The sequence below is a fragment of the Methanobacterium sp. BAmetb5 genome (genome assembly GCF_003491305.1).
Classification (GTDB): Archaea; Methanobacteriota; Methanobacteria; order Methanobacteriales; family Methanobacteriaceae; genus Methanobacterium.
Genome location: NZ_CP022706.1, coordinates 1,600,001 through 1,622,500, shown reverse-complemented (window position 1 = coordinate 1,622,500; position 22,500 = coordinate 1,600,001). Strand labels below are relative to the sequence as shown.

Sequence of the window (22,500 nt, the reverse complement as noted above, 5' to 3'; positions counted from 1 at the left end):
AGGAGATAATCGCCAGCAAACCCAAAATAGTCCTTTTAGGCGGCAGTTTATTCCTCTTCCCCCACCCAGTAGAGGAAGCCCGTGAGGCCGCCGATGAAGTGGGAGCCAAAGTAATGTACGACGGTGCTCATGTTCTGGGACTAATCGCCGGAGGCCAGTTCCAGGACCCATTAAGAGAAGGTGCAGATTTAATGGCTGGAAGTACCCATAAAACTTTCCCTGGACCACAAGGAGGCATAATTCTCTGTAAAGAAGAATTAAAACATCAGATTGACGATGCAGTCTTCCCTGGTGTGGTGAGTAACCATCACCTCCACCACCTGGCCGCCCTGGGTATTGCCACCGCAGAAATGGCCGAATTTGGAGAAGCCTACGCCCAGCAGATCATCAAAAATGCCAAAGCCCTGGCCCAGAACTTCCACGAACTGGGCTTCAAGGTACTGTGTGAAGATCTGGGCTTCACTGAATCCCATCAGGTGGCCATGGACATGTCCGGCATTGGAAAAGCCTCCAAGATGGCCAAAGACCTGGAAGCCAACAACATAATCCTCAACAAGAACCTCCTACCATGGGATGATGTTAACCGCTCCGATGACCCATCAGGTATAAGGGTAGGAACTCAGGAGTTAACCCGCCGTGGATTAAAAGAATCCCACATGGCAGAAGTTGCCGAACTAATTAAAAAGGTAGTTGTTGAGGGTAAAGAAGTTAAAGATGAGGTATCTGAGTTCATAACCTCCTTCGACACCGTGCACTATGCCTTCCGCAGTGACAAAGCCTATGACTACATAGAATTTTAATTTAAATTAATTTTTAAATTAAAGAACATCTACTTCAAATTTGGCAAAAATCCCAATATTAGGAGAACCGTTTAATGAAAATAGCATGGGCCTTCACTGGAGCAGGTCACCTGCTTTTGGAAAGTGTGGAAACACTGGAGAAAGTTGCCGGTGAACATCAGGTGACTCTACTCCTTTCTGGTGCTGCTGAAGAAGTTTTAAAGATGTACGGCCTTTTTAACCGTGTTAAAGCAGTTACTGGGGGCTACTATCAAGAACTGATTCTGGAAAAGGATCAGATGTGGAGTTATCCCATATCTGGTCGTTTTTCCCTGGGACGGTACGATCTACTGATTGTTTCCCCCACCACCTCCAACACCATTGCCAAACTAGTACACGGAATTGCCGACAGCCTGGTGACCAACGTCGTGGCCCAGTCCGGTAAAGGGAAGATCAAAACCCTGCTGGTACCAGTGGACCTGGAATCCGGAGACCTGGAAACAGTACTCCCCTCCAAACTGGAATTGGAGTTATGTCAAAACTGCGATACCTGTGAAGCTGCTGCCGCTTGCCCCCCTGACGCCATAACCCCCGGAATGGAAATAAACCTTCTTAAATGTGAAGGATGCGCTGCCTGCCAAGTGGCCTGCCCCTACGGTGCAGTGAGTGGGGGCAGCATCATCACCATCCACATGCGAGAGATCGATGTGGAAAACAGCAGGAAACTCCACAAATTGGAAGGGGTTGAAGTCCTTAAAGATCCTTCAACAATCCTATCTTTAATACGGGAATAAATTCCCCTCATTTTTTTAATTTTAATTAACTGTAGCCCTGAGTCTATCTAATTTTTAAAATCTCACTATTAAAATTCCCAACTGACCCCCGATGGTTTTTGAAAGATAATTAAACTTGAAAATCATATTAATACTAGGGACCAATTCCTAAGAGGACCATTATTGGAAACAGGAGGGGATTAAAAAATGGCTGAAGAGCATAAAAGGATAGGTTTTCTCTTGGAAGAACTTAAAAATGAGGATTGGAAGGTTCGTGAAGATGCAGCTGAACTTTTAGCCGAAGTTGGAGAGCCGGATGCCATTGAACCACTGATTGAAGCATTAGATGATGAAGATTGGCACGTTCGAGAGGCAGTTGCCCTGGCCCTGGGAGTTTTTGAGGACGAACGGGCTGTGGAACCTTTAATTAAATCCATGTCTGATGAAAAAGCCAATGTAAGGTACGGGGCTGCACTCAGTCTTTCCATAGTTGGTGACCAGCGGGCAGTGGATGTACTTCTAAGGGCTACTGAAGATGAGAATCCGGTGGTGCGAAAAGTTGCTAAAGTAGCCCTTAAAGAGATTGAAATTCGACAATGAATCATAACCAGTAGATTAAGTTTTTGGAATAGGGTTAATTGAAAAATATGACCATTTGTTCCTGATAGTTTAAAGAGGGATAAAAATATGGAAGCCAATGAACAAGTGAAAAATGCAGTATTTAAACTCTTAGAAAAGTACTCCCAAGGATATCAAGATAAAGATATTGAGGGGATGTTGAAACTATTTGTTCCCGAGGATGACCTGGTGGTTATTGGAACTGGTTTTGATGAATGGGTTAAAGGGAGTGAAGAACTGCGCTGTGGCTTTGAAAGAGACTTAGAACAGGCCACCCGCATCCGAATTAAATACCGGGATGTTACCATTTCTGCCTCCGGCCAAGTGGCCTGGTTATCCTGCCATATGAACATGGAAGCTCATGTAAATGGCCAGGAAATATACTTACCCGGCCGATTAAGTGCAGTTGTTGAAGAAAAAAACAATGAATGGCTTTTCGCCCATTTACACTATTCTTTACCTGCAATGGATCAGGAAGAGGGTAAAGCTTACCCTGAACCTTAGATTATAGATAAAATTTAATTTTCACAGTAAAAAAAAAGAACAGGTTAAAGGTTCAAATCCAACCGGGATAGAATTTAGGAGGAGAAGGAAAACAAATCCTTAAAATCCCTCAATCATCTTCCAACAAGCCCAGGAGGTATGCCGTCATTTCCAGCTCTTCTCTGGCTATATAGTCTTCCAGACGGTTTTGCGAATCTTCAGTGCCAAAGGGATAATATCCTTCCTCAAAGTAGGTATTGAGGTGGATTTCATCCCCCTGGACTGTGAGCGGATCCGGCAAACGCTGGATTAATTTACTCAGATCATCACCTTCCAGCCCGGTAACCTGGTAAGTGACATAATACCGTTTCAAACTATCTGAAAATCCATAATCAATGATTTTAACCTTCAAATCCACGATATCCCCTCTTTATATTTTATTCCCATAATATGAAAGTCAATCCGATCTCAACACTCCCCATCCCACCACTGACCTGCAGTATATGATTCAGGCCTGTTCACAGGTGAAATCCAATTCATCACCGATTTCTGTATTAGATTCTTTTAATTTACCCTTTTCCAGTTCTATTACATAGCGTGCTGGTGCCACGGGAGTGTAAGTGGTCCAGGGATCAAGAGTAACAATGTCCACCACCTTTTTTTCTGAATCCGCGAAGATGACATCCAAGGGTATGCGCATGAAGAACATATGGATGGCTGATGCCCTCCTACTCCGATCAGATGGTAATTTGAGGATTAAACCCCTTTCTAAATTTTTTACCATCATCAATCCCTTGAATCTGGAGAAAAAACTGTTGGCCACATCAGCATTTCCCAGATTAGTGGCTTTAGTTTTATTCACCAGGAATACATAACTCGATTTTTCACTGCCCGCCATTATTACACCGTAGGTTACCTGTTCTTGATTGGTACTGAATCCTTTATTTTAGTTTTTGTATCTATTCCCCATACTATCTAAGGTTTATGAAGGATTAAATTTTAGATTTAATCCGTGAATAAAAATTTAACCGAATAACTATTCCCAGTCACCTTTTCTTGCCAGTTCTAGGAAACTAAAGAATATCTAAACAATATACTGATTTCCATAGCTATTTCCAAGATTAAGGAATTATTAAAACTTTTTTTAGTCATTAAAACTTTTTGAATTGGGGAAAAGTGATGTAATTCTTTAAATTAGTGTAAACCAATATGATGTGCAGGGAAAGGATGTGGTGCCCCTTCTTGGCCTACCCGATCCTACCTTAAATTAAAAAAAACACCGATCATTTTTTATATCATTCAAGCCAAATGGCATAGAGTACACATTGTGAGTATCAATTAAATAGAAATAAAAAACTATGGTTGGAGAAAAATAGCCCAGTTAATAGTTTACCTAAATCACCATAATAGGTTTTTTACAGTTTGAGGGATCTTGTATGAGAAATATTTTCGTTGAAGAGCTTATTCAAAAGCCCATTGAGGAGCAAGAGATAGAAATCGTGGAAAGGAAAGGTATCGGCCACCCGGACAGTATAAGTGACGGAATTGCAGAATCAGTTAGCCGTGGCCTGTGCAACGCTTACTTGGATCATTTTGGTGGTGTACTACACCATAACACCGATGAAGTGCAGATAACTGCGGGAGAGTCCTCCCCTGAATTTGGTGGTGGAGACATAATCAAACCCATGGACATCCTCCTTACCGGCCGGGGAGTTCCAGAATACGAAGGTAAAAAGATAGGTATTGATCGAATAGCCATTGGTGCTGCCAAAGAATACCTCAAAGAAAGCCTCATCAACCTGGACGTGGAAACCTGCACGGTGGTGGAATGTAAAATTGGTCATGGTTCCGGGGATCTGGTGGATGTTTTCAAAAGGGAAGGAATGCCTGCTTCCAATGATACCTCGTTTGGAGTGGGTTTTGCTCCATTCTCCGAAACCGAAAGCATGGTTATGGCCATTGAAGAACTCTTAAACTCCAAATCATTCAAGAAAAAATACCCTCAAGTAGGGGAAGATATCAAGGTAATGGGTCTGCGTGACCAGGACCATATAACTCTCACCGTGGCCGTGGCCATGATCTCCAAATATGTGGATGGTGTTGAATCCTACCTGAACACCAAGGAAGAGCTAAACAACATTGTAACTGAACTGGCCCTGAAACACACTTCCAGAGAAGTTAAAACCTACATCAACACTGGAGACGACCCCTCCTGTGATACTGAAAAGGGTTACTACCTCACCGTAACCGGGACCTCAGCAGAAATGGGTGATGACGGATCAGTGGGACGTGGAAACCGGGCTAACGGATTAATTACTCCCAACCGACCAATGTCCATGGAAGCCACCTCTGGTAAAAACCCCATCAACCATGTTGGTAAAATATACAACCTTTTATCTAATCAGATGGCCAATGACATAGTTAAAGAAGTGGAAGGAATAAACCAGGTTAATATAATGATTTTAAGCCAGATTGGAGCCCCTATTGACCAGCCAAAAGCAGCAAGTGCCCAGCTCATCCTGGAAAAGGGTTACGAAATGGGCAAAGTCCAAAAAGAAGTTCAGGGCGTTATGGACACCTGGTTAGCAGATATCAACAAGATAACTGAGATGTTAATAAAGGGAAAAGTTCGAACCTTCTAAAATTGGTTCATCCCCTTTATTTTTCCATAATATTATTTTTATTTACTTATCACTTTTTAAACACTTTTTTAACCAGTTATTTATCCTACTTTTGGTTATAACTACCCAATTCCACCGTGAGCACTGTTATATAAAAGGATATAAAAGGCTGGTAACAAAGTTTGTAATGTATAATTAATAATTGGTTTAATTCATTCAGGTACCTGAGAGGTACAATTAGTTTCAAGGAGAAATGTTAGATGGCAATCAAGGAAGCCCCCCGATCATACCAGTCTAAAGTAATAGAAGAGAAAATACAGAAATTCTGGGATGATAACCATACTTATCAGCTTACTAAAGATTTAAGAAAAGACCACCCTAAATTCTCATTTTTAGACGGCCCACCATACTGCAGTGGCCGAATTCACCTGGGAACTGCCTGGAACAAAACAATAAAAGACAGTTTCCTCCGTTACAAATCCATGTCCGGATTCAACGTCCGCAGACAGGCCGGATGGGACACTCACGGCCTGCCCATTGAACACAAGGTGGAAGGACTCCTGGGACTTAAAAGTAAGAAGGAAATTGAAAGGAGTATAGGCATCGAAAACTTCGTTAACAAATGTAAGGAGTTTGCCGTTGAAAACCAGGCCCTCATGACCAAACAATTCCAGATGATGGGTGTCTGGATGGATTGGGACAATCCCTACGTGACTTTCGACACCCAGTATATGGAAAGCTGCTGGTGGACCCTTAAAAGAGCTCATGAAAAGGATCTACTGGTAAACGACCTGCGGGTTATCACCTGGTGCCCACGCTGTGAAACTGCACTGGCCCTGGCCGAGATCGACTATGAAAACAAGGAAGACCCCTCCATATACGTTAAATTCCCATTAAAGGGCCAGGAAAATGAGTACATTTTAGTATGGACCACCACTCCCTGGACACTACCGGCCAACCTGGCAGTTTGTGTGCATCCTGATTATGATTATGCCTATGTTAAAGTTGAAAATGAAGGGATGGACGTAGTTTACCTGATGGCTGAAGCCCTGGTGGAAGCTACCTTCCCGGAACAGGATTATGAAATAGTAAAAGTGGTCAAGGGAAGTGATCTGGAAGGAACTGAATATGAACATCCCCTTCCTGAAGAGATACCCTTCCACCGGGATTTCCAGCACCGCATACTTCCAGGAGACCATGTGACCCTCACCGAAGGAACCGGCTGCGTGCACACCGCACCAGGACACGGTCCCGATGACTTCGAAATAGGAAAACAATACGGATTGCCCATATTCTGCCCAGTGGACGAGGCAGGATTGTTCACCCCCGAAGCAGGCAAATATGAAGGCGAATTTGTGAAGGATGCCGACCCTTACATAATTGCCGACCTGGATTCCCACCATCTCCTCTTTAAAGAGGGCATCATCGACCACCGTTACGGGTTCTGCTGGAGGTGCAAAACCCCCATCATCTACCTGGCTACAAAACAGTGGTTTTTAAAGGTCACTGCCATAAAAGACCAGATGCTCAGTGAACTGGACAAAGTGGAATGGGTGCCCTCCTGGGCGGGTGAAAGCCGGTTCCGTAACTGGATAGAAAACGCCAGGGACTGGACAATTTCCCGACAAAGGTACTGGGGCATACCCATACCCATCTGGCTCTGTGAAGACTGTGGGAAGATGGAAGTGATAGGATCCATAGACGAGCTACAGGAAAAAATAGTGGAAGGCCAGCTGGAGGGGGATTTCATCCACCGCCCACACGTGGATGAGATAAAACTGGGCTGCTCCTGTGGTGGGAAGATGCAAAGAACCCCAGATGTTCTGGATGTGTGGATCGACTCCGGAGTAGCAGGATGGGCTGCTCTTCACTACCCCAAAGAAAAGGAAATGTTTGAAGAATGGTACCCCTACCAGTTCATTACTGAAGGCCATGACCAGACCAGGGGATGGTTCTATTCCCAGATGGGCTGTGGAGTAATAGCCATGGATAGTGTACCCTACCAGAGGGTTCTTATGCACGGTTTCACCCTGGATGAGGAAGGGAAAAAGATGAGCAAATCCCTGGGGAATGTGGTGGAACCCGATGAGGTGATCCAGAAGTACGGGGCAGATGTCCTCCGCTTCTACCTGCTCTGGGGTAACAAACCATGGGACGACCTGAAGTTCAACTGGGAAGAACTGGGCACTGTAAATAAGATGTTCAACATTTTATGGAATGTTTACGTCTTCAGCACCACCTATATGACCCTGGATGAATTTAATCCTACGTTACACTCTCCTGATGATCTTAAGTTCCGTGATGAAGACCGCTGGATTACTTCCCGGGTTCATTCCGTGGCCCTGGAGGTCACTGAAGCCATGGATTCCCTGCACCTGCACAAGGCCACCCGCAGTTTGAACCACTTTATACTGGAGGACTTAAGCCGCTGGTACGTGCGTCTGATAAGGGGACGTACCTGGGTGGAAAAGGATGACCCTGACAAATTGGGAGCATATTACACCCTTTACCATGTGCTTAAGAATTTGATAACCATCCTGGCACCCATAGCCCCCCATGTTACCGAGGAGATCTACCAGAACCTGGTCCGTGGCGTGGATAAGGATGCTCCGGAGAGTGTGCACATGTTGGACTGGTGTCTGGACCAGGAAATCATCGATCAGGAACTGGAAACCAACATGGACGTATTAAGGGATATAATTGAAGCCTGTGCCCGGGCCCGTGATGTGGCCCGTTACAAACTCCGCTGGCCAGTGCGGGAAATCGCTATTGTCACCGAAGACCAGAGGGTGACCCAGGCCGTGGAAGCCCTCTCCGATGTCCTCACTGAACAGGCCAACACCAAGGGCGTGCAGATTTTAGAGGAGTTTGAAGGACTTAAAGTTCTGGCTACCCCTAACATGAAGACATTAGGGCCTAAACTACGTGGAGATGTTCCAAAAGTGGCTGCTAAATTAGCATCAGCTGATGGTGCCCAGATTGTAGCAGCACTGGAATCTGAAGGAAAGTATCTGGTGGAACTGGAGGATAAGACCATCACCCTGGAAGAAGGTGACGTGGTGTTTGAAACCGAACTACCGGATAACGTGGTCAGTGCCGAGTTTGCCCAGGGAAGCGTGTTCGTGGACACCGAACTCACCCCGGAGATATTGTCAGAGGCCATGTCCCGTGAACTCATAAGAAGGATACAGGATATGAGGAAAGACCTTGATCTGGACGTGGAGGCCAATATAGATGTTTACGTCGATTGTAGTCCAGAGTTCAGTGCATTGGTGAACCCACATCTTGATTTCATATCACACGAAGTAAGGGCACAGAATCTCCAGTTTACCGATGAAGATGGGGATTACACCAAGAAATGGAATATTGAAGATTACGAATTAACCATAAGTATTAAAAAGTCCTGAATATGGATTTAAGGCAAAAAATGGAGATGTAGCATGACTTTAACCAAAGATGAACTGGAATACATCAAAGAAGTACTGGGACGGGACCCCAACCCCCTGGAAGAAGGTATGCTGGACATAATGTTCTCAGAACATTGTTCCTACAAGAGTAGCCGACCCATACTGAAATTATTCCCCACCGAGGGAGAAAAGGTCATAATGGGGCCTGGAGATGACGCTGGAATCGTGGAACTCACCGATGAACTGGCCCTGGTTATGGGTATGGAGAGCCACAACCACCCTTCAGCCGTAGAACCCTATGGTGGAGCCGGTACAGGAATCGGTGGGATTATCAGAGATATTATTTCCATGGGAGCAATGCCCGTGGCCCTCTTAGACTCTCTGCGTTTTGGGCCCATGGAGGACCAGAGGTCACGTTACATCTTTGAATACGTGGTGAAAGGAATCTCAGACTATGGTAACCGGGTAGGTATACCCACTGTAGGAGGAGAAGTGGAATTTGAGGATAATTTCAAGTTCAATCCCCTGGTAAACGTGGTCTGTGCCGGTATTGTACGTAAAGATGAGATTGTAAGGGGAATAGCTCCCAATGTGGGAGATGTCTTCGTGCTGATGGGAGGACGTACTGGAAGGGATGGAATCCACGGAGTGACCTTTGCCTCGGAAGAACTCACCTCTGCCTCTGAACTGGAAAGCCGACCGGCAGTGCAGGTGGGTGATCCTTTCACTAAAAAGCAGGTTATGGAAGCCACCTTCGAGGCCCTGGAGAAAGTTAACGTGCAAGGATTGAAGGACCTGGGCGGGGGAGGCCTCACCTGTTGTATTTCAGAAATGGCAGATAAAAGTGGTAACGGAGCCCAGATGGAGTTGACCAAAGTTCCACTACGGGAGGAAGGAATGACTCCCTACGAAATAATGCTTTCTGAGTCACAGGAAAGAATGGTCTTTGTGGTTAACCCTCCGGATGTTGATGGCTTGCTTCAAATATTTGATAAGCATGAACTGCCCTACGCAGTGATTGGCCAGGTCACCGATACCGGACACATGGTGGTCACCCGGGAAGGAGAATTAATAGCCGATCTGCCCACCCAACTTCTGGCTGACCCGCCCCTGGTGGAACGTGAAGCCGTAGAGCCAGTTAAAGATGAAAAATACGTGGAAGTGGAGGATGGACCACTGGATGAGGCCCTGTTGAATCTACTTTCCAGTCAGAACATTGCCAGCAAAAAATGGGTTTACCGCCAGTACGACCACGAAGTGCAAATACGTACCGTGGTTAAACCCGGAGATGACGCTGCGGTTTTAAGAGTGGACGATGAAAAGGCCTTTACCCTAACCAGTGACTGTAACAGCATACACTGCTACTTGGACCCCTACCATGGAGGTGCCGGTGCAGTGGCCGAGGCCATACGCAACGTAGTGGCCATGGGATCAGAACCACTGTGCCTGGTGGACTGCCTTAACTTCGGAAACCCGGAAAAGCCAGAGGTATTCTGGCAGTTTAAAGAGTGCGTGCAGGGAATGTCCGATATTGCCAACCAGTTCCAGTTACCAGTTATCAGTGGAAATGTGAGTTTCTACAATGAAACCGAAGGAGTAACGGTTAACCCCTCACCAGTGGTTAGTGTGGCTGGAATCATGGACATCCCCGATATCCGAACCATGGAATTCAAAAATGAAGGGGACCAAATCCTGCTCATTGGAACCACCCGTCCTGAGATGGATGGATCCGAATACCATAAGACAGTGCACGGAGTGGTGCAGGGAGAAGCACCCCGGGTTAACCTTAAAGATGAATACGCTTCTGCCCGGGCAGTACTGGAGTTAATCCAAAACGATGCTGATGGACAGGTTACTGCGGTTCACGATTTATCCACAGGAGGATTAGGAGTGGCCCTGGGAGAAATGGCCATTAAAGGAGAACTGGGAGCTAGTGTAGATTTATCAGCAGTTCCTGGTGCGGAAGGTCTTTCTGATCCGGAAATACTCTACTCAGAATCCCACGCTCGTTATCTGGTGACTGTGCAAGAAGGAGCCTCTGAAAAAATATTGAACACTCTGAAGGGGATGAATGTCCCAGCAGCTGCCATTGGTTCGGTTAAAGGAACTTCTCTCAAATTAAAGCCGTCGAACATTGAAATAAACATCCAGCAACTTAAAGACTCTTACCATGGAGTTATAGAGAAGTTCATGGCCTGATGAAGCCCCCAATACAATACAAAGTAGCATAAACAGATAGATATACTAAAAATAAACATATGGTCTGATAGTATGAAGAAAGAACTCTGGAGGCAGCTAATTCATGCTTCCGGAGTCTTCATCGTTTTTTTAAGTTATATTTTACCCCCAAAATTCCTCATTATCCTGTGCGTGGCCATACTGGCCTTTGTGATTGTAGTGTTCCGGCTGGACCATCACCACCACATCCCCTTTTTTTCCACTATTTTTCGAATTGCCAAGCGTGACGAGGATGAAAGGGGATTTGTTTATTTTTTTATAGGCATAATCATTACTTTAAGTATTTTCCAGTTCAACATGAGCATTGCCAATGCTGCCATTTTGATCCTGCTCTTTGGTGATTCAGCATCCACTCTGATTGGTCGAAGATTTGGAAAAATAAGGTTGCCTTTCCAATCACGTAAGACCCTGGAGGGAAGCCTGGCTTTCCTGGTGGTGGGAGTGGTGGTTTCTCTCACTCAGTTACCCCTTATCCCTGCACTCGCAGGCGCTTTGGGCGGAACTCTAACCGAAGCCTACAGCCCCATAGACGATAACGTTCCCATACCCTTGATTTCAGCACTGGTAATGAGCGCCGTGATTTACCTTGTTTGAAATTACTTATAAAAAAAAATCCCCGGTTTATCTCATAACCGGATGGCCCGTTCATGGCGGAAGGACCTCACAGTTCCCACAAATATGATGAAAGACAAAATCAGAGTGGGTAACAGGTATATCATAATTTCCGGCTGAATTTTCGGAGATACTGCCAGTTTAACCATTAAAACCGTGGGTATGAAGTTGAATATCCCCTGGAAAATATCTGATTTTACAAAGAGAGGTATAAACAGTATGAAGGTAGCAAATACCAGTACCAGGGTTATGGCCGAGTTGGCCTCCTTGGTACTATCCACCAGCATGGAGATGAGTATCCCCACCCCGATAAAGGCCAGACCCATGAAAAATAGGACTATTACCATGAGAACCGGGTTGAATATAGGCACCCGGAGTAAATCCAGTAAGAGTATCCAGACTACGCTCTGTATAAGGGAAAATAATAGTATAGGGATTATTTTACCAATTATAACCATGTAACTGGAGAGGGGAGTCATTAAGAGTACTTCGAAGGTTTTTCTCTCCTTTTCACCCACCACACTGTCGGTAACAATGTTGCTGGCCAGGAAAAAGGGTAAAAGGAGAATGAAAGGTACTATGAAACCGTAGATCATCTCCACGAAGTAGGGACTGTCCAGTGCCAGGGGTACCTGTTTATCCGGATTGACTTTAACTTCCTGGAACTTAACCGGGTTTTGGATGGTGTTCACCTGGGTCTGGTTTAACCCCGCGCTTTTCAAGGTTTTTTCAGTGTTGAACTTGGTCACTGCATCACTGATCTTGGTGGATACCACGGGATAGAAGACGTTGGAGGTGTCCACCTGTGCCACCACTTCCCCCGAACTGGATAGATCCACAATAGCTACCAACTTCTTACCCAACTGTGCTTTAGCCTCTTCCGTACTGGGGTAATAATTTAAAGTTATTTTCTGTTGTTCGAGATACTGTGACAGGCTTGACCCTTCCAGATCTTGAGGTAGGCCTATATTCAGGGCTGAAGATATTCCTATCTGGTCTAAAAGGGTAGGGTCACTGGCCACCGAAGCCACCATAACCAGTCCCACTGCTCCGATAATAATAAACACCTGAACCAGGACCACCAGTAGGTATATCCGGTTTTGCAGTATGTCTCGGGCCTCTTTTTTGGCCAGGGCCATTATTTTAGTCAGGGTGGTGGGGATTTTCATGGTTCAGGGTTTTAAGTTTCGCCTTTTATTCGATTAGGAGATCTTCCAGATATTTAGTCTAATATCTTTCCGTCTCTCATCTGGACAGTTTTATGGGCATATTCTGCAGCCATGGGGTCGTGGGTGACAATGATGATACTCATGCCCTCAGCATTCAGGTCAGTTAATAGCTCCATGATCATCTGGCTGTTGGCAGTGTCCAGCTCTCCGGTGGGTTCGTCTGCCAGGATTAACAGGGGATCATTGGCCAGAGATCGGGCAATGGCCACTCTCTGCTCTTCACCCCCTGATAACTGGGTGGGGAGTCTATCGTATTTGCCTTCCAGCCCAACCCGGTCCAGGAGTTCTCGGGCTTTATTTTTATCGGGATTGATCATGGGGAGCATCACATTTTCCTCGGCAGTTAACTGTGAGAGTAGATTGAAACGTTGAAAAACGAAACCAATCTCTGTACGCCTTAAATGGGCCTGCTCCTTACTGGATAGTTCCGTGATTTTTTTCCCCTGCAGGAATACCTCTCCCCGGGTGGGAAGATCCAGTATACCGGCCAGGTGAAGGAGTGTGGATTTTCCTGAACCCGATGGACCCATAACTGCCAGGAAGGCTTTTTCTTCCAGTTGGAAGTCCACTCCCTGCAGGGCATTGATTTCCTCTGCACCCATTTTATATGTTTTCCATACTTCTTTAACCTTTAGTATATCAGTCATAGCGCAGTGCCTCCACAACATTGAGTCTAGATGCCCTCCAAGCAGGGTAAAGGCCTGCAAGGACACTTAATAACGTAGCTCCACCGACCACTGCTAAAACTAGCCAGGCAGGGAGCATGTAGGTCAAGCTGACATCTTCCATTCCCAGTTGCGCTCCAAATAAAATGATACCCAACTGTAAAAGGATTGCCGCCAGAATAAGGCCAACCATGGCCCCAATAAAACCTAAAAGACCGGCTTCCATTAATATGCTACCCAGTACCTCACGGTTGGTGAATCCTATGGCCTTTAAAACCCCAATTTCACGGGTTCTCTCGGTTACATTCACCAGCATTATGTTCACAATACTTATAACCCCCACGATGAGGCCTATACTGGCAATAGCCCCGATAAAGAGCATGATACCGTTCATCATGTCATCGATCTGTTTGGTGAAGTCGGATTGGGTCATGGCCGTGACTCCGGAAACCTGACTTTCCACTTCTTTTTTAACAGTTTCTGGGTCTCCCCGGGCACTGGCACTTATGCTGGTAACCTTATTATCGTTCAGAGGTACGGCTTTATCCACGTCCAAAAACACAATGCCCATTCCCATTCCAGTGGTTTCCTTAGTTATCCCGGTTACGGTGAAGTCTTTTTCTTTAATGGTGATGGTACTGCCTATCTTGTAACCAAATTTATCAACCAGAGACTGGTCTATGACCACACCCGGTGTTCCATTGAATTTAACCTGGTCCCAGTTAGATAATCCTATTACGTACAGAGGAGTCCGATTCATTTCCGTGGTGAAGGTGGTTTCCTCCTTAATATCGTATAGTTGGGACATGTTTTTTATCTGAGATACTGTTTTCTGGTCTATGTAGGAGTCCATGGTGGATCCCATGTATGCCCCGCCGGAGCTGTTGTATATGGAAATATCTCCCATCATGGTCTCGGTCTGTTCCTTCATGTAGGACTGCATCCCGGTACCCGCGCCCATTAAAAGCACCAGGGTGGCCACACCGATGATTATACCCAGCATGGTCAGGGCACTTCTGAGTTTTCTTCTTTTAAGGTTTTTAAATGACAAACTATAAATTCCCAAGTTATCGCCTCCTTAATATTAATTTCAGCAAATATCATATTTTATTCATATTATTAATGCTAGAGTAAAATTCAAACCAGTTCCTCCAGCAAAAAAACATCCTCTATATGTCTCTTTTTCAGTGCTTTAGTTACCATGTAGGCCAATACCAGAGATGGATTGTATCTTCCCTGTTCCAGAGCTATGATGGTCTGTCTGGTCACATTGACAGCTTCTGCTAACTCTTCCTGAGTCATTTTGAGTTCTTTTCTGTATTCCCTAATTTTAGTTTTCATTTTTCAGATAATCGAATATATTTTTAAATCAGTTCGCCTTTTCCAGATAGTATCGTGTTAAAAAATTAATTACACCTACAACTAGTGCCGTAATTATAATTAATAGACTCAAATTAATCCCATTGAAACTGGAAGAAATTATAGAAAGGACAATCATGGTTATTATCATCCCCCACGCGGCATTCCTCATTGCAATGGAATAATGAGTCTTTGCCCTTTCATCCATTGATTTCAAAGTAGCATAAATCATGTCAAAAAACAAGAATAAAAAGAAACCAGTAAGGGTCAAAGTAATTATCATGTTTTCTGGCAGCATTACACCTATAAAGATCACAGAAATCGTGACCAATAAATAAATAGCTCCCTTCCATGTCATTTCATAACTGAAAAATCCTTTTTTCTTCTTAAACCATTCTGCTTTGGCTATTACCATTTTTCCACCTATGTAAAAAATACATTACATTTAATGTAAGAAATATGTTACATATTATTTAAATGTTTTGATCTGGTGAAGATTAATTTACTCCAAAATGAATTTTCTCGGATGAATTCAAAAATAGGGGATGAATGGTTTAGAACACGTAATTTTATAAAATCACGTGCGCTTTTTAAAACCAATTAATTCTAAAAATAACCTTAGTAATCCGGGTCTAGGTCCAAAAATCACGTCATCCCTCTGGAATAGCCAGGCAGCGATTCCAAAGAATATCATGCTTAAGAAGATTACCAGGGTTACAGACATGAGGATTTCTGGTAGGGAAATTGCCTCACCCGCAAACAGTCGCATTACCGTGGTCATCGGGGAGATATTGGCTGAAAAACTTTTTCTTGATATATATGCCAGGGCCGGGACTATCAAAAAGCCCACCACCAGAACGTAGGCAAAGGTAATTCCTATTCCTGCTTCCTTGTAGTTTTTGGCGTAGGCAGCGATAATGGAAGTGAGGCCCACTATGGGCAATGCCGTGAGCACCACCAGGAGGTAAACTGCAATAACATTGTTTATGGTGAACCCTGCAGCCAGGAGGACAGCCACCCACATGGCCACCTGGAGGGAGGATATGGCCACCACCGCCAATCCTTTGCCCAGGAGTATTTCCACTGGTGAAAGGGGCATGGCCACCAGTATTTCTCCGGTCTTACGCTCCTTTTCCCCTACCACACTGTCGATGATTATGTTTCCAAAGAGGAAAAGGGGTAAGAAGAGGAGGACCACCAGCATCACCTTGCGGATGATCTGCATGGGAAGGGATTCCCCGGTTTTTTCCTCCTTCAATCCAGTTTGAGAGCTGGTGTTGGATGAAGTGGCCGATTGCAGGTAGGACTGAGTTAAAGCTGATGAAACTGATTTGGTGGTGGTGTTAATAGCATCCCGAACCACGCTCCTCCGGGGATCAGAGTAGTCCAGATACAGCACGGTGTCTACTACCTCCCCATTCTGTATCCTCTGTATTGAATCCGGGGAAACTGTGTAAAACCCATTGGTCTGGCCTGCTTCCATGCGGGCCTGGGAACCGTTACCATTGGTGCTGTAGACCTTTATTACCTCTGGATCTATGCTCTTCTTAAACAGGCCCCCCTGGTCGTCCACATCCAGAGTGGCGAAGTCAACTAGGGAGGGAGTTAAGGACAGCCCCTTATCAGATTCAATGGTGGCGGCAAAGGAGTTGAACATTAAAATCAGCATGGCCAGGACTGATAACTGCATGAAAAATATGAGAAGGAATTTTTTACTTTTTAAAGTATTTTTCAGCTCCCACCGAGCAATTACCACGAAATTTTTGCCGAAATTCATATTATTCGCCCATTTCCTAGATACAAATTAGCTCCACCACGAACCATTCTTCCATTTGATTAGTCCGTGGGTGATTTACCGGTTGTTTTCCGATTCATTGCAGATTTATTGAGTGGTCTGGATAAAAACATCGTCCAGGGTGGGTTCTTTAGTGTTCACGGCAATGGTCTGGCTACCGAAAACATCGATTATATGGGGAATATCTTCCCGGGAGTGCAGGGAGATCAAAAACTGGTTACCATCCAGATTTACTCCTTCCACTGATTCCAAGGCCATTAACTGGTTTCTGTCAATCTTTTGAGGATCATGAACCCTTACCTGTAGAATCAGGTCCCCGTGTATTTTTTCCTTTAAATATTTGGGTGTTCCCATGTCCAGAATCTTTCCCTGGTTCAAAATCGCCACCCGGTCACATAGCAGGTCGGCCTCGTGCATGTAATGGGTGCAGAGGATAACTGTCTTTTCACCTTTGAGTTTTTTTATGAAGTTGCGTATGGCCTGGGAGGTGGCCGGGTCCAGACCCATGGTGGGCTCATCAAAAATTATAACTTCCGGGTCGTGGATCAGGGCCCGGGCAATACCAATACGTTGGCGGAGGCCCTTGGAGAAAGTGTTGATCCGGTCATCAGCACGGTGGCTCATCCCCACCAGTTCCAGGAGCTGGTCTATCCTCCCCTCAATCTGGTCCCGGGGCACACCGTACAACTCTCCAAAGTACCTTAAAAGTTCACGGGCCTTGAAACGTTCGTAAAGGTTGGGTTCCTCCGGCAGGTATCCGATCATGGATTTGATCTTGATCTGGTCGTGATGAATACTGTAACCCCCCACGGTTACTTCTCCCGAGTTGGGTTGCAATATGCAGCATATAATACGGATGGCTGTGGTTTTCCCGGCACCGTTAGGTCCTATAATCCCCAGTAGTTCTCCTTTTTTTATTTCCAGGTTTAAATTTTCCAGTGCCTGGATGTGTCCAAAAGACTTGCTTAGGGAATCTATTTTAATCATTATCTGGTCAAAGCTCAAGTCACATCTCTCCCCGGGATTAAAAAGTTAACTCACTCTTTATATATTTGACTCTAACTTCTTTATTTACTTAACCAAAGCAGACCCACCAATCATCATCTTTATAACCATCCTCTTAACAGAATCAAAAGCCCAATGGTTATCATCACTAAAGGGAGAATTTGATGGCCATAATTCCGAATTTTATCCCTTAACAGGCGATTGTTCACCAGTTTAAACCCTAAAATGCACCAGAACCCCACCAGGACCAGGAAGATAATGGCTGTTATAAAAAGGCCATAGGCATCCATACTGGCAAAAAGGGGCATGTAAACCCCTAAATTATCCCCACCATTAATTATCGTGATTAACGCCACCGCCCCCACCTTGCGACCATGTTGGTTACTGTTGATACCAGTGTTTTCCGGGGAAATATCATGATTTTTTGGTTTCCAGAGTTTTATAAGTCCCTTTATCCCTATAAATAAGGGGATAAATCCCAGTAAACTGATCCACTGGAAGGGAATGAAGAATTGTGCAAAGTATGCCAGGGAACTAGCCATTAAAAGGAAAATAAATCCTAGGTACTGCCCTAAAACTATATTTTTCGCCTCAAACTCCGAATTTGAAAAAAATGCAGCGAGAATAAATATATCATCCAGGTTCGTGGATATAAATGCAGATATTGCGGTTAAAATAACTACAGTTTCCATTTTAATATCCCTAAATCAATTTATCGAACAATTCAAACTTTTTATGTCATCTATACCCAAGTTAACGGAATTGTTTAGTATAATAAAGAGGTATGACAATCTTTAAATACATTTATAAGTTCTTTAATTAACTAGAAACTCCGGATCTAGAGATTATAGATAACTTATAACACCACCCCCAATATCCATGTAAACCCCTTAAATGGATGATGAACATGTTTCTGTCTAAACTTATGGCCGCTAGTGAGGCCCAAAAACTCATTAACAGTTGCTTGGAAAAGAGCAGAATAGAAGAAATTCCACTGGAAGAAGCCAATCAGAGAGTGATTGCCCAGGAAATTACCAGTTATTTAAATTCACCTCCCTTCAACCGTTCAGCCATGGATGGCTACGCTATAGTGGCCGAAGATAGTTTCGGACACTCTGAGAACAACCCTTTCCAGTTGAAGTTAGTGGGCAATATACTGGCCGGGCAGAGATCAGGACATGAACTTAAACCAGGTGAGGCCATTAAAATAGCCACTGGGGCGCCAATACCCTCCGGTGCCAGTGCAGTGGTCATGGAAGAGTACACCCATGAAGAAGGAGACACCATCACTGTGGAAACATCAGTGGTGCCCGGTGAAAACATATCCCCGTTCGGAGAGGACTTTAAGCAGGGAGAACAGGTCCTGAAGGAGGGCCGGTTATTGGGACCTGCCGAGCTGGCAATCATCGCTTCAGCAGGTTATGATCGGGTTAAAGTTTTTAAAAAACCTAAAATTGCAGTTATAATAACTGGTAGTGAATTAGTGATGCCCACCAGAGACATTGAAGGGCCAGAGGTTATTAATTCCAACCATTTTACCCTTAAATCCATGGTGGAAAGCTGCCTATCCACCCCCGACATGTTCCACTCCATTGATAATGCTCAACAGGTAGAACAGCTTTTTAAAAAGCTTTTAAACGAGTATGATGCCTTGATCACTACTGGAGGGACTGCGATCAGTAAAGGAGACGTGGTGGTGGATGTGGCCCAAAAATTGGGTGAAGTGCCCATTCACGGAGTGTCTCTAAGGCCAGGTAAACCATTCGGTTTTGCTCAGATCCAGGGCAAACCGGTTTTTATGTTATCCGGTTTTCCAGTGGCAGCTATGGTCCAGTTCGATGTTTTTGTCCGGGAAGCACTTCTTAAAATGCAGGGACTTACCCGGGAACTATTGGTGATCCGTAAAAAAGCAGCGAGGAAAATACCGTCCACTTTAGGTAGAACCGATTACATAAGAGCCAGGATTGAAGGTCCCCTGGTTCGTCCCCTGAAGATTAAAGGTTCTGGAATCATAAAATCAATGGTGGACTCTGATTCTTATATTATAATCCCTGAAAACCTGGAAGGGATTGAAGAAGGAGAGGAGTGCCAGGTTCTCCCTTACCACTCTCTAAAAGCTTAAAGCATGGAAGTAACTAAACTAACATAAGGTGATCTGGTTTGGACGTTTTATTATACTATGCTATTTTCTTTGTTTCTATCTACATATTAGCGATTTTATTTAGAGATAAGTTGAAAGTAGATGTTTATGGGCCCATTCTTATGAGAAGGACCAAAAAAATGAGAGGATGGATAGATTACATTGCCAATTTAAGTCCCAAATTCTGGCGTTGGAGTATGAATATTGGTATTCCCATCACGGTCTTAGGTATGGCTTTCATGGTGTACACCATAATATTATCCCTAGAAGTCATGTTCCAGAAACCAACAACTGCTCTGCTTTTACCGGGAGTGGATATACCGGGATCTCCTATATTTATCCCCATTTTCGCTGGAATCATTGCTTTAATTCTGTTGATGGTGGTCCACGAATTTGGACATGGGATACTGGCCAGGGCCCAGGGAGTAGGAATCAAATCAATTGGAGTGATATTACTGGCAGTACTGCCCGGTGCATTCGTGGAACTAGATGAAGAAGATGTTGAAAAAGCCAAAAGATCTGTTAAACTACGCATATACGCTGCAGGATCCATGTTTAACTTGGGACTGGCTGCAATTGCATGGGTGGTGGTGATTATTCTCACATCCTCATTTATACCCTATGCATTCCAATCAGACGGACTAAAAATCATAAGTGTTACCCCCAACGGCCCTTCTGAGGGAATACTCCAGGAAGGCATGATTGTAACCAGTATTAATGGATATTCGGTTGATAATCGAAATGCTTACACCGAACTAATCATGAACAAAACAAAACCCGGGGATCAAATGACTTATGTCACTGATAAGGGCACATATACCATAACAGCAACTGGCCAGCCTTCAAATCAATCAATAGCTTATCCTGGAACACGTAGCGAAACGCATCTTGTGGTTAAACCGGAGGTGGCCCAAAACTTTGGTGAAATAATTCCCTGGTCCCTGTACAACCTCACTGATGTGTGTTACTGGATTTACGCCTTGAATTTAATGGTGGGCCTGTTTAACCTCCTCCCAATGAAGCCCCTTGATGGAGGACATATATTTGAGGAACTGCTGCGATACAAAGTACCGGAAAACATTACTGGAACAATAGTTTCCAGTGTTTCTTGGGTCATGATTGCAATTGTAGCACTCTTAATTATCTACGGAACAGTCCCCGGGATAATGCAGATGTTTTAACTCTGCATCTTTCCACTTTTAATCTAAACAACCCATACCATGAAAAAATCGGGAAAAATAAATACATTAATTTCCTAATAGGTTATTTGCCAGTTCTACAGTTAAAACAAAGGTCAGGGCCATCTTTAACACGGTTGGTCCGGAAAAAAACACCACATTTTTTGCACTGAACTTTTCTGAGCATGGAAGGAGGACGGGCAACAGCGGCGTCCTGGCATTTACAGGTTATCCCCACCTTTATATTGCTCTTCCTTTTTTTAGCCATAATATCCCTGTTTTGAATGTTTTAATCTGAAACACAGTGATTTTTATAAAAAAATAGTTTTCTAAATGCTTTAGTGGCAATATTTAATTGCAGATTACACCGGCATCTAAACAAATATTATTCAGGAGTAAATGATAAATTTATGGTTGTAAGTTTGTAGTGATCAAGAAGGTGAACATTTTAATGAAAATTGTAATAATCGGAGGAGGGGCAGGCGGACTGTCCACTGCTTCAAACATAAGAAAATTAGATAAAAACGCCAAAATAACTGTTATTACCAGGGATGAGAACATTGCTTACTCACCCTGCGCCATTCCTTACGTTCTCTCTGGTCAGGTCGACCACTTTAAAGACATCATCATGCACCAGCCCGAAGACTACTTAGAGCGGGATATTGAAGTTATAACCCAGGCCGAGGTATTTGAAGTTTCCAGTGAGGAAAAAACCATCAAATACAATAGAATAGACCCTCTTTCCAGAATTCCATCAGAAGAATCTGTGGAATTACCCTACGACTACTTGGTTATAGCCACGGGAGGGGCACCCATAACTCCACCCATTGAAGGAACTGATTTAGAAGGAGTATTTAAAATCAGGACCATTAAAGACGGTGAAACCATAAAAAAATGGGCCCAAAAAAGTAAAAAAGTTGTGGTGGTGGGGGCCGGGCTTATTGGACTGGAAATGGCCTTCGGCCTCAAGAAAATGGGACTGGATGTCACCATTAACGAGATGTTGCCCCAGATAGTCCCCCGATCACTGGACCCCAGTATGGCCCTGATAGTCCAGAAGTACCTGGAAAAGGAGGGCATAAAGGTTATCCTGGGCAAAGGTATGGAAAAAATCACCGGAAAAGAAAAAGTAGAAGGAGTTGTCTATGAAGATGAGTCCTTTGAGGCGGACATGGTTATAATGGCCACCGGAGTGCGGCCAGAAACTAAACTGGCCAAGATGGCTGGTTGTGAACTGGGAAGGTGGGCGGTTAAAGTCAATGAGAAAATGCAAACCTCAGTCCCCAGTGTTTATGCCGTGGGCGACTGTGTAGAAGTGGTGGACGCCATCACTGGTCATCCCACCCAGTCTCCCCTGGGTTCTACCGCAGTGAGGCAGGCCAAAATTGCCTCCCGAAATATTACCGGTGTGGGTGCCGAGTTCAAACCAGTTTTAAATGCAATGGTATCCAAAATTGGTGAACTGGAATTCGGTTCAGTGGGGTTAACCGAGTCCTTTGCCATACAAAACGGAATGGAAGTTATATCTGGTAAAAGCCGGGCCTTAACCAAGGCACGTTACTATCCCGGTGCAAAAAGAATCGATGTGATGATGGTGT

Annotated in this window: 22 protein-coding genes (2 of these 22 only partly in view); 11 read left to right on the top strand and 11 right to left on the bottom strand. The window is 44.4% G+C overall.

The window, feature by feature from the left end; genetic code table 11:
• From glyA to CIT02_RS07825, 4 genes are all read left to right on the top strand, one after another.
• Nucleotides 1-800, top strand: partial view of a serine hydroxymethyltransferase gene (gene glyA, locus CIT02_RS07840; protein ID WP_292611303.1) — the 3' portion only. 469 nt of this gene lie to the left of the window's left edge; the window shows 800 of its 1,269 coding nt (coding positions 470-1,269); its start codon lies beyond the left edge, outside the window; its stop codon occupies nt 798-800.
• 74 nt (nt 801-874) lie between these two features.
• Complete coding sequence (locus CIT02_RS07835) at nt 875-1,573, top strand: dihydromethanopterin reductase (acceptor) (RefSeq protein ID WP_292611301.1); 699 nt, start codon at nt 875-877, stop codon at nt 1,571-1,573.
• Nucleotides 1,574-1,759: 186 nt separating this feature from the next.
• Entirely contained in the window at nt 1,760-2,152 is a 393-nt protein-coding gene (locus tag CIT02_RS07830; RefSeq protein ID WP_292611299.1) for a HEAT repeat domain-containing protein, read from the top strand.
• A gap of 87 nt (nt 2,153-2,239) precedes the next feature.
• The gene (locus CIT02_RS07825) at nt 2,240-2,674 is read left to right on the top strand and encodes a nuclear transport factor 2 family protein (protein WP_048072771.1); all 435 of its coding nucleotides are present in this window, start codon (nt 2,240-2,242) and stop codon (nt 2,672-2,674) included.
• Between the two features lie 109 nt (nt 2,675-2,783).
• On the opposite strand, the gene CIT02_RS07820 is transcribed toward CIT02_RS07825, so the two are convergent.
• Nucleotides 2,784-3,071 (bottom strand): DUF5750 family protein, encoded by a 288-nt coding sequence (locus CIT02_RS07820; protein ID WP_292611296.1) that lies wholly within the window; start codon nt 3,069-3,071, stop codon nt 2,784-2,786.
• A 90-nt stretch (nt 3,072-3,161) separates the two neighbouring features.
• Entirely contained in the window at nt 3,162-3,551 is a 390-nt protein-coding gene (locus CIT02_RS07815) for a DUF192 domain-containing protein (protein ID WP_048085819.1), read from the bottom strand.
• A gap of 538 nt (nt 3,552-4,089) precedes the next feature.
• Here CIT02_RS07815 and CIT02_RS07810 point away from each other — a divergent pair.
• The 4 genes from CIT02_RS07810 to CIT02_RS07795 all read left to right on the top strand — a co-directional run bounded on the left by CIT02_RS07810 (nt 4,090) and on the right by CIT02_RS07795 (nt 11,513).
• Entirely contained in the window at nt 4,090-5,295 is a 1,206-nt protein-coding gene (locus CIT02_RS07810) for a methionine adenosyltransferase (RefSeq protein WP_292611292.1), read from the top strand.
• Between the two features lie 239 nt (nt 5,296-5,534).
• Complete coding sequence (ileS, locus tag CIT02_RS07805; protein WP_292611290.1) at nt 5,535-8,681, top strand: isoleucine--tRNA ligase; 3,147 nt, start codon at nt 5,535-5,537, stop codon at nt 8,679-8,681.
• 33 nt (nt 8,682-8,714) lie between these two features.
• Entirely contained in the window at nt 8,715-10,880 is a 2,166-nt protein-coding gene (gene purL / locus CIT02_RS07800) for a phosphoribosylformylglycinamidine synthase subunit PurL (protein WP_292611288.1), read from the top strand.
• A gap of 72 nt (nt 10,881-10,952) precedes the next feature.
• Entirely contained in the window at nt 10,953-11,513 is a 561-nt protein-coding gene (locus CIT02_RS07795) for a diacylglycerol/polyprenol kinase family protein (protein ID WP_292611286.1), read from the top strand.
• 32 nt (nt 11,514-11,545) lie between these two features.
• On the opposite strand, the gene CIT02_RS07790 is transcribed toward CIT02_RS07795, so the two are convergent.
• The 8 genes from CIT02_RS07790 to CIT02_RS07755 all read right to left on the bottom strand — a co-directional run bounded on the left by CIT02_RS07790 (nt 11,546) and on the right by CIT02_RS07755 (nt 18,276).
• A complete protein-coding gene (locus CIT02_RS07790) occupies nt 11,546-12,700 on the bottom strand; it encodes an ABC transporter permease (RefSeq protein WP_292611283.1) in 1,155 nt (384 codons plus the stop codon).
• Nucleotides 12,701-12,753: 53 nt separating this feature from the next.
• The gene (locus tag CIT02_RS07785) at nt 12,754-13,407 is read right to left on the bottom strand and encodes an ABC transporter ATP-binding protein (RefSeq protein ID WP_292611281.1); all 654 of its coding nucleotides are present in this window, start codon (nt 13,405-13,407) and stop codon (nt 12,754-12,756) included.
• Complete coding sequence (locus CIT02_RS07780) at nt 13,400-14,491, bottom strand: ABC transporter permease (RefSeq protein WP_292611280.1); 1,092 nt, start codon at nt 14,489-14,491, stop codon at nt 13,400-13,402. Before CIT02_RS07780 ends, CIT02_RS07785 begins: the two co-directional genes overlap by 8 nt.
• A gap of 71 nt (nt 14,492-14,562) precedes the next feature.
• Nucleotides 14,563-14,766, bottom strand: coding sequence for a helix-turn-helix transcriptional regulator (locus CIT02_RS07775; RefSeq protein WP_292611278.1), 204 nt, complete (start codon nt 14,764-14,766; stop codon nt 14,563-14,565).
• A gap of 28 nt (nt 14,767-14,794) precedes the next feature.
• Nucleotides 14,795-15,199 carry a hypothetical protein gene (locus CIT02_RS07770; protein ID WP_292611276.1) on the bottom strand — a complete coding sequence of 135 codons (405 nt, stop codon included), beginning with the start codon at nt 15,197-15,199 and terminating at the stop codon, nt 14,795-14,797.
• Between the two features lie 162 nt (nt 15,200-15,361).
• Nucleotides 15,362-16,561 (bottom strand): ABC transporter permease, encoded by a 1,200-nt coding sequence (locus CIT02_RS07765; RefSeq protein WP_292611274.1) that lies wholly within the window; start codon nt 16,559-16,561, stop codon nt 15,362-15,364.
• 105 nt (nt 16,562-16,666) lie between these two features.
• A complete protein-coding gene (locus tag CIT02_RS07760; RefSeq protein ID WP_292614938.1) occupies nt 16,667-17,566 on the bottom strand; it encodes an ABC transporter ATP-binding protein in 900 nt (299 codons plus the stop codon).
• Between the two features lie 119 nt (nt 17,567-17,685).
• Nucleotides 17,686-18,276 carry a cadmium resistance transporter gene (locus CIT02_RS07755; protein ID WP_292611272.1) on the bottom strand — a complete coding sequence of 197 codons (591 nt, stop codon included), beginning with the start codon at nt 18,274-18,276 and terminating at the stop codon, nt 17,686-17,688.
• A 215-nt stretch (nt 18,277-18,491) separates the two neighbouring features.
• Between CIT02_RS07755 and glp the strand changes: the two genes are divergently transcribed.
• Nucleotides 18,492-19,706, top strand: a complete 1,215-nt coding sequence (gene glp / locus CIT02_RS07750; RefSeq protein WP_292611270.1) for a gephyrin-like molybdotransferase Glp — start codon at nt 18,492-18,494, stop codon at nt 19,704-19,706.
• A 38-nt stretch (nt 19,707-19,744) separates the two neighbouring features.
• Complete coding sequence (locus tag CIT02_RS07745; protein ID WP_292611268.1) at nt 19,745-20,905, top strand: site-2 protease family protein; 1,161 nt, start codon at nt 19,745-19,747, stop codon at nt 20,903-20,905.
• 82 nt (nt 20,906-20,987) lie between these two features.
• On the opposite strand, the gene CIT02_RS07740 is transcribed toward CIT02_RS07745, so the two are convergent.
• Nucleotides 20,988-21,170 (bottom strand): hypothetical protein, encoded by a 183-nt coding sequence (locus tag CIT02_RS07740; RefSeq protein WP_292611266.1) that lies wholly within the window; start codon nt 21,168-21,170, stop codon nt 20,988-20,990.
• Nucleotides 21,171-21,353: 183 nt separating this feature from the next.
• Between CIT02_RS07740 and CIT02_RS07735 the strand changes: the two genes are divergently transcribed.
• Nucleotides 21,354-22,500 carry the 5' portion of an FAD-dependent oxidoreductase gene (locus CIT02_RS07735; protein WP_292611264.1) on the top strand. 224 nt of this gene lie beyond the right edge of the window, so only the first 1,147 of its 1,371 coding nucleotides appear in the window; it begins with the start codon at nt 21,354-21,356; its stop codon lies beyond the right edge, outside the window.